The sequence below is a fragment of the Pseudomonas alvandae genome, assembly GCF_019141525.1.
Lineage (GTDB): Bacteria > Pseudomonadota > Gammaproteobacteria > Pseudomonadales > Pseudomonadaceae > Aquipseudomonas > Aquipseudomonas alvandae.
This window is the reverse complement of sequence record NZ_CP077080.1, coordinates 4,612,792-4,625,592: the sequence shown is the minus strand read 5'-3', so window position 1 is coordinate 4,625,592 and position 12,801 is coordinate 4,612,792. Positions and strand designations below refer to the sequence as shown.

11 protein-coding genes are annotated in these 12,801 nt (G+C 60.8%); 6 read left to right on the top strand and 5 right to left on the bottom strand.

From position 1 onward, the window contains the following. Nucleotides 1-165: 165 nt before the first annotated feature. Nucleotides 166-933, bottom strand: coding sequence for a DODA-type extradiol aromatic ring-opening family dioxygenase (locus KSS97_RS20370; RefSeq protein ID WP_217860016.1), 768 nt, complete (start codon nucleotides 931-933; stop codon nucleotides 166-168). 104 nt (nucleotides 934-1,037) lie between these two features. On the opposite strand from KSS97_RS20370, the gene KSS97_RS20365 reads away from it, so the two are divergent. Further along, complete coding sequence (locus tag KSS97_RS20365; protein WP_198797278.1) at nucleotides 1,038-1,691, top strand: thiopurine S-methyltransferase; 654 nt, start codon at nucleotides 1,038-1,040, stop codon at nucleotides 1,689-1,691. A 93-nt stretch (nucleotides 1,692-1,784) separates the two neighbouring features. Here the strand turns inward: KSS97_RS20365 and htpX are convergent, their stop codons facing one another. Together htpX and KSS97_RS20355 are read right to left on the bottom strand one after the other, a co-directional pair. Beyond that, the gene (htpX, locus tag KSS97_RS20360; RefSeq protein WP_003199411.1) at nucleotides 1,785-2,672 is read right to left on the bottom strand and encodes a protease HtpX; all 888 of its coding nucleotides are present in this window, start codon (nucleotides 2,670-2,672) and stop codon (nucleotides 1,785-1,787) included. A 300-nt stretch (nucleotides 2,673-2,972) separates the two neighbouring features. After that, on the bottom strand, nucleotides 2,973-4,184 hold the full coding sequence (locus KSS97_RS20355) for a pyridoxal phosphate-dependent aminotransferase (RefSeq protein WP_018603142.1): 1,212 nt from the start codon (nucleotides 4,182-4,184) through the stop codon (nucleotides 2,973-2,975). 220 nt (nucleotides 4,185-4,404) lie between these two features. Between KSS97_RS20355 and msrB the strand changes: the two genes are divergently transcribed. The 3 genes from msrB (at nucleotide 4,405) to KSS97_RS20340 (ending at nucleotide 5,996) form a co-directional block, all read left to right on the top strand. Further along, on the top strand, nucleotides 4,405-4,800 hold the full coding sequence (gene msrB / locus KSS97_RS20350; protein WP_217860015.1) for a peptide-methionine (R)-S-oxide reductase MsrB: 396 nt from the start codon (nucleotides 4,405-4,407) through the stop codon (nucleotides 4,798-4,800). Nucleotides 4,801-5,052: 252 nt separating this feature from the next. Then, a complete protein-coding gene (locus tag KSS97_RS20345) occupies nucleotides 5,053-5,538 on the top strand; it encodes a glutathione peroxidase (protein ID WP_030141888.1) in 486 nt (161 codons plus the stop codon). After that, nucleotides 5,535-5,996 (top strand): MarR family winged helix-turn-helix transcriptional regulator, encoded by a 462-nt coding sequence (locus KSS97_RS20340; protein WP_198797276.1) that lies wholly within the window; start codon nucleotides 5,535-5,537, stop codon nucleotides 5,994-5,996. Before KSS97_RS20345 ends, KSS97_RS20340 begins: the two co-directional genes overlap by 4 nt. On the opposite strand, the gene KSS97_RS20335 is transcribed toward KSS97_RS20340, so the two are convergent. Continuing rightward, nucleotides 5,980-8,301: a hybrid sensor histidine kinase/response regulator gene (locus tag KSS97_RS20335; RefSeq protein WP_217860014.1), complete on the bottom strand. Its 2,322-nt coding sequence runs from the start codon at nucleotides 8,299-8,301 to the stop codon at nucleotides 5,980-5,982. The genes KSS97_RS20340 and KSS97_RS20335 overlap by 17 nt on opposite strands. 166 nt (nucleotides 8,302-8,467) lie before the next feature. Here KSS97_RS20335 and KSS97_RS20330 point away from each other — a divergent pair, with 166 nt between their 5' ends. Continuing rightward, nucleotides 8,468-9,358: an ATP-binding protein gene (locus KSS97_RS20330; protein ID WP_198797274.1), complete on the top strand. Its 891-nt coding sequence runs from the start codon at nucleotides 8,468-8,470 to the stop codon at nucleotides 9,356-9,358. Continuing rightward, on the top strand, nucleotides 9,355-9,837 hold the full coding sequence (locus tag KSS97_RS20325) for a GAF domain-containing protein (protein ID WP_217860013.1): 483 nt from the start codon (nucleotides 9,355-9,357) through the stop codon (nucleotides 9,835-9,837). The genes KSS97_RS20330 and KSS97_RS20325 overlap by 4 nt, the downstream gene beginning before the upstream one ends. On the opposite strand, the gene KSS97_RS20320 is transcribed toward KSS97_RS20325, so the two are convergent. Continuing rightward, on the bottom strand, nucleotides 9,838-12,783 hold the full coding sequence (locus KSS97_RS20320; protein WP_217860012.1) for an HD domain-containing phosphohydrolase: 2,946 nt from the start codon (nucleotides 12,781-12,783) through the stop codon (nucleotides 9,838-9,840). Nucleotides 12,784-12,801: the final 18 nt, after the last annotated feature.

The following is a 12,801-nucleotide window of genomic DNA, read 5'->3' as shown; positions in this document are numbered from 1 at the left end:
CCCCGACTGGTTCGGGGATTTTTTTTGCCTGTCGTGTGGTGTTTTTTCAGTGCGAGCGGCGGGGAGACCCATCGCGAGCAAGCTCGCTCCCACAGGGGATTTGTGAGCGCCGAAGACCCAATGTGGGAGCGAGCTTGCTCGCGATTGGCGCGACTCGGTTTGCGATCAGTCGAACCGATAGATGTCCATCCCCAGCGTCCCCATCGTGAACCCCGCATGGGCAACGCTGAATGTCCCCCCAGCCCCTCGGGCAAAATACAGCGGCAACAAATGTTCATCGCTGGGATGGCTGCGCACGGCATTGGGCGCCTGGCGGCGATAGTCGTGCAGCGCCACCTCGTCGTTCGACGCCAGTTTGGCGACCATCCAATCGCGAAACGCCTTGGCCCAGGGTTCGACGGTTTCAGGGCCGGCGTTCCAATCCAGGTCCCGCAGGTTATGCGTAATGCTTCCGGAACCGATCACCAGCACCCCTTGTTCCCGCAGGCTCGCCAATGCGCGGCCGACTTGCGTTTGCTGTGTCGGGCCTTGATGGCTGGGCAAGGAGACCTGCACCACGGGAATGTCGGCCTCGGGGTACATCAACGACAGCGGCACCCAGACGCCATGGTCGGATGGCCGCTTAGAGTCGAGGCGTGCCGGCAGATGCGCGGCGTTGAGCATGTCTGCCACCTGTTCCGCCAGTCGAGGGTCGCCAGGCGCCGGGTATTGCACTTCATACAGTGCCGGTGGAAACCCGCCGAAGTCATGCCAGGTGCGCGGTCGCGGGTTGGCGCTGACCAGCAGCTCGTCGCTCTCCCAATGAGCCGAGACAATGACGATCGCCTTTGGCCTGGGCAGTTGCGCGGCCAGGCGAACCAACGCCGGGCCGCTTTCGCCGGGCTCCAGGGCGAGCATCGGTGAGCCATGGGAAATAAACAGGCTGGGCAGCATGGACGGGCTCCTGAGCGTTAAGATGTGTCATCTTCTGTCAGGTCAATGATCAAAATCTAATATAAGTTTTAACCTGTTTTGATCGAATTTATGGAGCGAACCCCATGGACCCCGAGTTTTGGCACAAGCGTTGGTCAACCAACCAGATCGGCTTTCATCTGCCGGAGGTGAACCCTTATCTGCAGCGTTTCTGGCCCCAATTGGGATTGCCCGAAGAGACTCGAGTGTTGGTGCCCCTGTGCGGCAAGACGCTGGATCTGATGTGGTTGGCGCAACAAGGTTTTTCCGTGCTCGGAATTGAGCTGTCAGAGAAAGCCGTCACTGATTTTTTCCAGGAGCATCAGCTTGAGCCGAACGTGAGCGAGGAGGGCGCCTTCAAGATATTTCGTGCCGGTGCCATCGAAATCCGCTGCGGTGATTTCTTTGCGCTGACGCCTTTGGACGTGGCCGATTGCGCGACGTTGTATGACCGCGCTGCATTGATCGCATTGCCTGCGCCGATGCGTGAGCGGTACGTGGCGCATTTGCTGAAAATATTGCCAGACTGCGTCGGGCTGTTGATTACCCTCGATTACAACCAGGACGAAATGCCTGGACCGCCGTTTTCCGTTGGGCATGAAGAAGTGCAGCGGTTGCTGGGTGGCGCTTGGCGTCTGGAGATTTTGCAGGAGCAGGATGTGCTTGGGGAGAGCTGGAAGTTCTTGCAGGCGGGGGTGAAGCGGTTGGATGAGCGGGTGTATCTGATTTCCAGGCGTTGATGTGTCGTGTTTGTGCCAAGCGAGGTTGCAGTGAATTGGCAACCGAAAAAAAAGCCCGCATTGCTGCGGGCTTTCCTTTTGAGACTCTAGCGATCAACCACGGCGACGCAGCGCGTCAATTCGCTCTTCCAGTGGCGGGTGGCTCATGAACATGCGCGCCAGGCCCTGCTTGATGCCACCGTTGATACCAAAGGCGTTCAAGGTGTCGGGCATGTGCACCGGCAGGCCTTGTTCTGCGCGCAGGCGCTGCAGGGCGCCGATCATCGCGCTGGTGCCCGCCAGGCGTGCACCGGCGTCGTCTGCGCGGAACTCGCGTTTGCGCGAGAACCACATGACGATGGCGCTGGCGAGGATGCCCAAGACCAGTTCGGCGAAAATGGTCGCCACGTAGTAGGCGATGCCCTGGCCTTCTTCGTTCTTGAAGATCACCTTGTCGACGAAGTTGCCGATGATGCGGGCAAAGAACATCACGAAGGTGTTCACCACGCCCTGGATCAGCGCCAGCGTAACCATGTCGCCGTTGGCGACGTGGCCAATCTCGTGGGCCAGCACGGCCTTGACTTCATCCGGCGAGAAGCGTTCGAGCAGGCCCTGGCTGACGGCGACCAGTGCGTCGTTCTTGTTCCAGCCGGTGGCGAAGGCGTTCGCCTCGTAGGCAGGGAAGATCCCGACTTCGGGCATTTTGATCCCGGCTTCGCGAGACAACTGCTCGACGGTCTGCAGCAGCCATTGTTCGTGGCGAGTGCGCGGCTGGCTGATGATCTGGGTGCTGGTGCTCATCTTCGCCATCCACTTGGAGATGAACAGCGAGAACAGCGAACCGGCGAAACCGAACACCGCACAGAAGATCAGCAGCTGATTGAGGTTGAGATCAACCCCGTTGGCCGCCATGAACCCGTTGAAGCCAAAAAGGCTCAGGGTGATGCTGGCAATCAGCACGACCGCCAGGTTAGTGGCCAAAAACAGCAGGATGCGCATCATGGTGGTAGCAATCTCCTCATGCTAAAGATGTAGCGTTATGCGGGGTATATAAGGTGCTGCCGCGGGCTATTCAACTCGCCTACTATTTCAAACTGTGTCCTACAGCCGTCCTAAATGTTTGAAAGACTTTTCTGAAAGTGACTCTGGAAATGAGATCCGGCATCCGCGCCCCGCGAACGTTGCGTTGCGTCGACCATCCGCTCTCGAATCCCAGTGTAGAAGGCCTGGTGGCGCTCACAGAACGGATGTGTTGCTGAATCAGACAGCGTGCGAGGTGAGGGGCCTCGCACGCTGGCTGGATCATTGGCGGTAGGACTTGAGGAAATTGCCGATGCGGCCGATGGCCTGGTCCAGGTCATCGACCCGCGGCAAGGTCACGACACGGAAATGGTCCGGCCATGGCCAGTTGAACGCCGTGCCCTGGACGACCAGCAGTTTTTCCGAGAGCAGCAGGTCCAGGACGAATTTTTCGTCGTTGTGGATAGGGCAGACTTTCGGGTCGATCCGTGGGAAGGCATACAAGGCGCCCATTGGTTTGACACAGCTGACGCCAGGAATGTCGTTGAGCAGTTCCCAGGTGCGATTGCGTTGTTCCAACAGCCGCCCCTGGGGCAGGACCAGGTCGTTGATGCTCTGGTAGCCACCCAGTGCGGTCTGGATTGCATGCTGGCTCGGCACGTTGGCGCACAGGCGCATGTTGGCCAGCATGTCGATGCCTTCGATGTAGCTCTGGGCATGATGCTTGGGCCCGGAGATGGCGATCCAGCCGGAGCGGAAACCCGCCACCCGGTAGGATTTGGACAAGCCATTGAAGGTCAGGCACAGCAAGTCCGGCGCCAGGGAGGCGGTGCAGACGTGAACGGCGTCGTCGTAGAGGATCTTGTCGTAGATCTCGTCGGAAAACACCACCAGGTTGTGCTGGCGGGCCAATTCCAGCATGCCCAGCAACACTTCCCGGGAATAGACGGCGCCGGTCGGGTTGTTCGGGTTGATGATCACCAGGGCCTTGGTGTTCGGGGTGATCTTGGCCTTGATGTCCGCCAGGTCAGGGAACCAGTTGGCCTGCTCGTCGCACAGGTAATGCACCGGGTTGCCACCGGACAGGCTCACGGCGGCGGTCCACAGCGGATAGTCCGGTGCCGGCACCAGCACTTCGTCGCCATTGTTGAGCAAGGCCTGCATGGACATGACGATCAGCTCGGACACGCCGTTGCCCAGGTAGATGTCTTCGATACCGATGCCTTCTACCTGCTTTTGCTGGTAGTACTGCATCACGGCCTTGCGCGCGCTGAACAGGCCTTTGGAGTCGCTGTAGCCTTGGGCGGTCGGCAGGTTGCGGATGACGTCCTGGAGGATTTCATCGGGCGCTTCGAAACCAAAGGGTGCTGGGTTGCCGATGTTCAGCTTGAGGATACGGTGGCCTTCCTCTTCCAGGCGTTTGGCGTGCTTGAGCACCGGGCCGCGAATGTCGTAGCAGACGTTGGCGAGCTTGTTCGATTTGCTGACCTGCATGGCGATGTGTTCCCGAAAATGAACGATCCAGGCGGCATATGAACTACCGTACTGGGAATCCTGCGTCTGTGCCCGGGCCGGACGCGGTAGATGCGCCACAATCCATTTGAATGCGCATGACGTGACTGCCAGACTGGCGCCTGACGAGGCGCAATCATACGTGCCGCCCGATCCGCGGAAAAGCGTCGGATCGGGCTTTTTCAATTGCCGAGGTAGGACGATGGAAAAGTTGCAGAAAACCCTTGAAGAATGGCGTGACACGCTCGACCCGGAGCAATACAACGTCTGCCGGCTCAAAGGCACCGAGCGACCGTTCTCCGGGAAATACAACGCGACCAAGACCGACGGTGTGTACCACTGCATCTGCTGCAACGAACCGCTGTTCGATTCGACGACCAAATTCGATTCGGGCTGTGGCTGGCCGAGTTTCTACGCGCCGATCGCAGACAGCGCGGTGGTGGATGTACGGGATGTGAGCCATGGCATGATCCGCACCGAGGTGGTCTGCGCCAAATGCGATGCGCACCTGGGGCATGTCTTCCCGGACGGCCCGCCGCCGACCGGGCTGCGTTATTGCATCAACTCGGTGTGCCTGGATCTCGTGCCGCGCGAGTAAAATTCTGCGCGGTGCTTTGTGGGGAGGGAGCTTGCTCCCGCTGGGCGGCGCAGCCGCCCCAAAACCGATTTGCCGGAGTTTGCCCAGACAGACCGCGTCCGCCGGGGGTTACGACGGCTGCGCCGTCGAGCGGGAGCAAGCTCCCTCGCCACAAAAGCCTCTCGGCACTTCGGTGTGTCCCGATAATTAAATTGCACACAATTTAATTGCTCGCTATCTTCGGCGTCCTAACTTCTTCAGGAGCCGCCCCCCATGACCGACAATCTGCTGAGCATCCCGTGCACCACCATCAAGGGCGAGCAAAAGACTCTCGCCGATTTCGCCGGCAAGGCTGTGCTGGTGGTCAATACCGCCAGCCAGTGCGGCTTCACCCCGCAATACAAAGGGCTCGAGGCGTTGTGGCAGTCCTACAAGGACCGGGGGCTGGTGGTGCTGGGCTTTCCCTGCAACCAATTTGGCAAGCAGGAGCCGGGCAATGAGGGGGCGATTTCCGAGTTTTGCGAACTCAACTTCGGCGTGAGCTTTCCATTGTTCAAGAAAATCGAGGTCAACGGTGCCAATGCCCATCCGCTGTTCGTCCAGCTCAAGCAGCGGGCGCCTGGCGTGCTGGGGTCCAAAGGCATCAAATGGAATTTCACCAAGTTCCTGATCGGCAAGGATGGCCAGGTGGTCAAGCGCTTCGCCCCGACCACCAAGCCCCAGGACCTCACCGCCGAGATCGAAGCCCTGCTCAAATGAACGATCTGTCAGTCGATTCGCTGAAGCTCGACAGCCAGCTGTGCTTCAAGCTGTATGCCGCGTCGCGGGCGGTGATTCGCGGCTACAAGCCGATGCTGGATCAGCTCGGCCTGACCTACCCGCAGTATCTGGCGATGCTGGTGCTGTGGGAATGGCAGGAAAACGCTCCGGAACAACCCACGGTCAAGGCACTGGGGGAGCGTCTACTGCTTGATTCCGGCACGCTGACGCCGTTGCTCAAGCGTTTGGAGCAACTGGAGTTGGTCCAGCGCCAGCGTTCAGCCCGTGATGAACGCGAGGTTCATTTGAGCCTGTCGGACAGCGGAAAGGCCTTGCGCGAGCAGGTCGGCCCGCTCAAGGCCCGTCTGCTCTGCGACAGCGGCATCGACCTGGATCGCGTAGGGGACCTGCGAGACAGCCTGGATCATTTGTTAGCCCAGATCAAAGCGCTGACGTAGTGGGCACCCACTGATCCAACAATGCCGCGAGCTCTTCGCGTCGGAACGGCTTGGACAGATAATCGCTCATGCCGGCGGCGCGGCAGCGCTCGCGTTCCTCGGGCATCGCATTGGCAGTCAGCGCGACAATTGGCAGGTTTAGCCAGCGCCCGCTGCGACGAATCTGCCGGCTGGCTTCATAACCGTCCATGACCGGCATGTTGCAGTCCATCAACACCAGATCGAAATCCTGCTGTTCGAGCTGGTCAAGGGCCTCGATGCCGTGGGCTGCGACGACGACCTCGCAGCCCAGTTTCACCAGCATGCCCTTGGCCACCAATTGGTTGACGGGGTTGTCTTCCACCAACAGCACTCGCCCGCGGCGCGAAGGCGCCAGCGCTTCGATCTGCGCGTCGTTGATGGTGGTCGCCTCGCTTTGCAGGGCGCGCCGCAATATCTGATAAAGCGCATGGCGCGCCAGCGGCCGGGCTTGTTGCAGCAAGGGGGCGAGGGCGGCCGCCTCTTCGCTGGGCATGAAGCTGCCGTAGGCGGTCACCAGCAGGATCGGCGCCGCGAAAGTCGGCCGCAGATTGAACAGGCATTCCGGGCAATCGGTGATCAGGATGTCGGGCTTGAGCCCCAGCAGCCCGTCGTCCACGGAACGTTGTACATAGTCCAATCCCCAGCCGGGCACCAGCATCCCCAACAATTCGGCCAATCCGCTATTGGCGGTGGTAATGGCGACGACATTGCCACGCAAGGGCTCGATGGGGGCGGCGGGCGTGTGACCAGGCAGTGGCAGGTCTGCGCAGAATTGGCTGCCGAAGCCCGCCTCGGAGCTGATCGTCAACCGGCCTTGCATGGCTTCACAGAGGTTGTAGGTCAGTGCCAGCCCGAGCCCGGTGCCGCCGAACTGGCGCGTGATGCCGGCGCCAGCCTGGGTGAACGGCTGGAGGATCCGTGCCTGGGCTTCCTGGGGTATGCCGATGCCCGTGTCGCAGACCTCGATCCGCACGCCGCCTTCGTGTTGGCTCAAGCGCACGTCGACCCGGCCGAAGCGGGTGAACTTCAAGGCGTTGGACAGCAGGTTGCTGACGATCTGGCGAACGCGGGTCGGATCGCCCAATACCTGGGCGGGGAACTGCGGTTCGATCAGGCACGCCAGTTCGACGCTCGGCGCGGCATTTTGTGACAGCAGGTTGGCGGTGTCCTCGATCAGCGAGCCGAGGTCGAACGGTATGCGTTCGAGTTCCAGTTGGCCGGCGTCGAACTTGGACAGGTCGAGGATATCGTTGAGCAGCTCCACCAATACCTTGCCCGAGTCATGGGCAATCGAGAGCTGTTGCTGTTGTTCGGCGGTCAATGGACCGTCCAGGGACAACGCGATCATCCCGAGCAGTCCGTTGAGTGGCGTTCGGATTTCATGGCTCATGTTGGCCAGGAACGCGGAGCGGGCTTCGGCCATGTCCAGGGCGGTACGCCGGGCAATCTCCAGTTCATCGTTGGACTGGCTGAGGCGGGCATTGATGGCCTTGAGCTCGGCGGTGCGCGCCGAAACGATGTTTTCCAGTTGCGCCAGGTAATCGGTGAGGCGATTTTCAGCCGTGCGCCGTTGCTGTATTTCGGTCGAGATGTTTTCAAACTGCTGGTTGGCAACCGACACCAGCACGCCGATTTCGTCGTATTGGTGGCCGGTAGGGCATTCCAGGGGACTTTGCTCGCTGCTGCTCGGGTCGCGGCTGCTCAGCTCGCGGATGACCCGTACCAGTGGCTTGGTCAGCATGACGTAGAACAAGGCGAGCAGCAGGCCGGTCAGGATCAGGCTGCGGGCGAAACCGTTGAGCAGGGTGACCTCGGCCCGGCGCAGGAAGCGACTGCCGAAGGAATACGTATCGACATCCAGTCGCAGGATACCCAGGGACTCGTCAGGCAGATGGTTCAAATAGAGTCGGTCTTCGAACTGGCGTTGGGCGCCGAAAAGAAAGTCGCTGATAAAGCGGTAGTTGCTTTGCAGTTCAGGGCGCTTGACGCTCGCCAGCACCGTATTGTTGTTATCGATCAGTTCGGCGCCAATGATGGCCGGTGAACGCAACAGGCCCAAGGCCAGTTCCTGGGCGAGTTCGGCGTCAATGTTATAGGCGATGCGCGATGCCGGGTTGTGGCTGATTTCCAACAGGGACAGGATTTCACGGTTGATCGACGCGTCTTCGCTGGCATAATCGATGCCGATCTGCACCAGGCTTAACAACGTGCCCAGCACGAAACCCACCAGGACGGTCAGTCGGGCCTGCTTGTACGACAGCCGTTGGGTGAACCTGATATCCATGGAATGGTGAACCACTTACGTTTCCCTTCGCCGGTCAAGCATAGCTGATCATCTCTGAATACCGGTGCGACCGGTGAGTAGTGTCGTGTGAAACAGACCCGCCATCGGCTTCGTCGTTTCGTCGCTGTAGCGTCATCATTACCGTGAACCTGTCCGAGGAGAAGACGTGGACGCTCGATTAATTGCTTTTCTTGACCGCGCCGATGCGGTGCTGGCTCGCATAGAGCCGTTCTTGCCGGCGCCACGGCCCGCCATCGATTGGACGCAGACCCTGGCCGCGCGCTGGCAGCGTGACGGGCGCAGCGGTTTCCTGCTGCCGCTTGAAGTCAGTCTCGATATGCGGTTGTCGGACCTGATTGGCGTGGATCGCCAGGTTGAGCAGTTGGGCCGCAATACCCGGCAGTTCATCGACGGCATGCCAGCCAACCATGCGCTGCTGTGGGGATCGCGTGGCACGGGCAAGTCCTCCCTGATACGAGCCTTGCTGGCTGAACACGCCGGGCATGGCCTGCGGCTGATCGAGATCGAGCGTGATCACCTGGCCGATCTGCCCCGGGTGGTCGAACAGGTCGCCCAGTTGCCCCAGCGCTTCGTGGTGTTCTGCGACGATCTGTCGTTCGAGTCCGGTGAAGGCGATTATCGCGTCCTCAAGAGCGTATTGGACGGTTCCCTCGAACAGGCGCCGGATAACGTGCTGCTGTATGCGACGTCCAACCGGCGTCACCTGGTGCCTGAAAAGGAAAGCGACAACGAGAACTGGAAGCGGGTCGACGGCGAGCTTCACCCCAGCGAGGCCGTCGAAGACAAGATCGCCTTGTCCGACCGTTTCGGCTTGTGGTTGTCGTTCTATCCCTTTACCCAAGAGCATTTCCTCGACGTGGTAGAGCATTGGATCGGCACACTCGCCGCCAAGGCCGGGCTGGCCTGGCAACGTGACGAAGCGTTGGACATAGAGGCGGTCCGCTGGGCGACCGGGCGCGGCAACCGCAATGGACGGTGCGCCTATCAATTTGCCCGTTATTGGGTGGGCCTCAAGCTTCTGGAGCACAACGCATGATCGATTTGACGAACACCGGCGCAGGTCTCGAAGGCTACGGACTGCTGTCGGCGCAGCTGCAATCGTTGCTGGCGGATGAGCGCGATTTCATCGCCAATGCGGCGCAGTTCTCAGCGTTCCTGTTCAATCAGCTGGACGACTTGAACTGGGCCGGTTTTTACCTTAATCGCAACGAAGAACTGGTGTTGGGCCCGTTCCAGGGGCAGATCGCCTGCGTACGGATTCCCTTCGGTCGCGGCGTGTGTGGTGCCGCCGCCGCGACGCTCCAGACCCAGCGCGTCGAAGATGTCCACGCCTTCCCCGGGCACATCGCCTGCGACAGCGCCTCGAACAGCGAATTGGTCGTGCCGCTGGTCAAGGACGGGCGGCTGATCGGCGTGCTCGACCTGGACAGTCCGAAACTGGCGCGTTTTACCGAGGATGACCAGGCCGGCATCGAGCAGTTGGCGGCGATATTCCTGCGTTTGACCGAGTGCTGATCACGCGTTCAATCCCGCCTTGGCCAACAGGCTGCCCGGATCGATATCATCGATCTGGCGCGGATCAAGATATTCCTCGGCGTAACGCAAGTAGATCCGCTCGTCGATGAACAGCTTGAAGAGCTCGCAATCGATATGGGCGTCACGGCACATGGTGGCCATGATGCCCAGGGCCTCGCTCAGTTTCTTGGCTTTTTTATATGGTCGGTCGGCCGCTGTCAGGGCTTCGAAGATATCGGCGATTGCCATCATTCGAGCCGGCAGGCTCATCTGTTCGCGCTTGAGTCGCTTGGGATAACCGGTGCCGTCCATTTTCTCGTGATGGCCGCCGGCGATCTCCGCGACGTTTTCCAAGTGGCTGGGGAAGGGCAACTGGCTGAGCATCAGGATGGTCTGGACCATGTGGTGATTGATCACATAACGCTCTTCGCGGGTCAGGGTGCCGCGCGTGACGCAGAGGTTGTAGAGTTCGCCGCGGTTGTATTTCCAGGTGGGCACGTCGAGCTGGAAGCCCCACGGATTGTCCGCCGGAATCAGCTCGGCCTCATGCCGCTCGAACAGGTGTTCGGGTTTGTCCGCCAACAATGATTCGGTGACGGGCAGCGTCGGTTTGGGGACGCGTGCCTGGCGGCGGTTTTCCTCCCAGGAAACACCCAGGCGATCATCCAGTGTGCGGGTCCAGGTGCGCTGGGCGATGTGTTGCAGGCGTTGCAGGTCATCGTCGGCCATGGCTTCGGAGCCCAGGTTGCAACGTGCGACGAAGGTGAAGTCATCATCCAGGGCCGCCAATGCCGCATCGCGGTGCCGGGCCAGGGATAACGCTTCGCCACCGCTTGCCAGCGCCTGCCAGTAATCGATCCAGGCATCGCGCTTGAGGACTTCGAAGCGGGTACGGACCTCATGGATGCGGTCGTTCAAGGTTTCCAGCTTGGTGGCTTTGTCCACCACGTACTCAGGTGTAGTGACCTTGCCACAGTCGTGCAGCCAGGCCGCTATGTGCAGCGCCTCCCATTCGTCTTCCGTCGGTCGATACCCTTCGAACGCGGGCGCCTGGCTGGCGGCTGCCGCTTGGGCGAGCATCAGCGTCAGCGCGGGTACTCGCTGGCAATGGCCGCCGGTGTAAGGGCTCTTCGCGTCGATTGCGCCGGCGAGCAGTTGAATGAACGAGTCCAGCAGTTGCTTCTGCCTGGCTTGCAAGCGTTGGCTTTCGATGCTCACCGTCGCGGCGCCGGAGACAGCCTGCAGGAACGCGATGCGGTCTGGCTGGAGTTTTTCCAGGTCGGCGTCGGTGCCGCTGTCGCTGATCAACAGCACCAGCACGCCGACGGTTTCCTGGTGACGGTTGCGCAGGTGAATGCCGATCAGGTGGACGCGTGGTGCGTCCATAGCCAGCAGGACACCGCGCAGATCGCCGGCCTGTTCGAAGCCAAGGGAGCACACCAGTGTTTCCGCGACGGTCAATCGTTGAAACCAATGGGGGCCGCTCGGAGCATTCAGCGTATAGCTTTGCAGTTCGAGCGTTTGCAGGTCCCGAGGGGTTCCGTCGATGACCAGTCCATACGGCTTGACTTGCTCGCCATCGTTTTCGCGCAGATAGATCAGCCCGGCCTGGGCCTGGCCGATTTTCACGGTCTCGAACAGCACCCGTTCCAAAAGCGGGGCGAAGCGGGTTTCGGCACGCAGGCTGGCGGTGATCTCGAAAAAGCTCGCCAGGGTCTCTTTCATGCGGGCCATGGAAACGCCCAACTGATCGACTTCCAGCACCGGGGAGCGACGGGACGCCGGGTAATCGAAGTCGAAGCTGCGAATCGCATCGGCCTCCTGCACCAGGGAACGTAACGGCTTGACCAGGATCCTGGAGGTCAGCCAGCCCAAGGGCAGGCACAGCAGCAAGGTGGCGAGGGTAATCAGGGCGCCTTGCCAGCGCATGCGATAGGCATCGGCCAATAACTCGTCTTCCGGCACCAGCAACGCCAGTTCCAGGCCTTGTGGCCCGCCCTCCTGCATGTGGCTGCGGGAAACGATCCATTGGCGACCAGCCGCCTCCAGGCGCGGCGTGTCGCTGTTTTCATCGAGCGCGGCGGCAATCGCCGGGTTCAGGTCGCGGGCCTTGATCAGCCTTGATGATTCGGTATCAACGATCAGTCGGCCGCTGTCTGGGTAGCCCACCGCGTTGCCTTGGGGATCGAGCAGGACGATCTCGGTGCCAGGGGTGACCTTGTGCTTGGCCAGCGTCTGGGACAGGGCGGCCAGGGTCAGGTCGGCACCGATGACCGCACGCTCGCCGCTGCGGCGGGCGAGGGTCGTGCCGATGTTCCGGGTGGAAAAGAACACATAGGGCTCGGTTGTAATCTGCTCCGCCGTTTCCATTGCGCTGCGAAACCAGCCCCGGCTGCGTGGATCAAAGGTTTCGTCGGGATTGTCTTGCTGGCCGACGAGCGTCAGGGCCTGGTCATAGAACAGCGATCGGGAGTGAACCTGGCCATCGCTCGTACGTTCCACGGTCCAGACCTGATACGTCGCGTCGGCCGGGGCCTTGAGGGCGGTTCTCAAGGTCCCGGTGCGTAATGGCCGAACCATCAGAAAGTCGCCATTGCGATCGCCCAGGTACAACGACGCCAGGTTCGGGTTGTCCCTCAGTGCCCGGCTGAAAGGCGCGAGCAGGGCCAATCGTTCCGCCATCCGGGGCTCGCGGGTGGCCGGGTAATCAGCCAGCAGGCCCAACAGATGACGGATCGGTTCGTAGGTGTCGTACAGGTCCACGCGCACATCCTGTTCGACGCGATTGAACAGTTTTTCGCTGCTGGACAGGATGATCTGGGTGGTTTGCTGGTAATTGAATATACCCAGCACCACGCCCGTCAGGAGCAAGAGCAGCGTGAACATCACGCTGATATGGACGTGCAGGGGAAACCGGCGTTTTTCCGGACGCGGTGCGCTAGGCATTTCCGTCACTCCAAGTGT

Coding starts and splice junctions, on each gene's coding strand:
- KSS97_RS20365 (WP_198797278.1), top strand. CDS start 1,038: ATGGACCCCGAGTTTTGGCACAAGCGTTGGTCAACCAACCAGATCGGC.
- KSS97_RS20355 (WP_018603142.1), bottom strand. CDS start 4,184: ATGCAGGTCAGCAAATCGAACAAGCTCGCCAACGTCTGCTACGACATT.
- KSS97_RS20345 (WP_030141888.1), top strand. CDS start 5,053: ATGACCGACAATCTGCTGAGCATCCCGTGCACCACCATCAAGGGCGAG.
- KSS97_RS20370 (WP_217860016.1), bottom strand. CDS start 933: ATGCTGCCCAGCCTGTTTATTTCCCATGGCTCACCGATGCTCGCCCTG.
- KSS97_RS20335 (WP_217860014.1), bottom strand. CDS start 8,301: ATGGATATCAGGTTCACCCAACGGCTGTCGTACAAGCAGGCCCGACTG.
- msrB (WP_217860015.1), top strand. CDS start 4,405: ATGGAAAAGTTGCAGAAAACCCTTGAAGAATGGCGTGACACGCTCGAC.
- htpX (WP_003199411.1), bottom strand. CDS start 2,672: ATGATGCGCATCCTGCTGTTTTTGGCCACTAACCTGGCGGTCGTGCTG.
- KSS97_RS20340 (WP_198797276.1), top strand. CDS start 5,535: ATGAACGATCTGTCAGTCGATTCGCTGAAGCTCGACAGCCAGCTGTGC.
- KSS97_RS20325 (WP_217860013.1), top strand. CDS start 9,355: ATGATCGATTTGACGAACACCGGCGCAGGTCTCGAAGGCTACGGACTG.
- KSS97_RS20320 (WP_217860012.1), bottom strand. CDS start 12,783: ATGCCTAGCGCACCGCGTCCGGAAAAACGCCGGTTTCCCCTGCACGTC.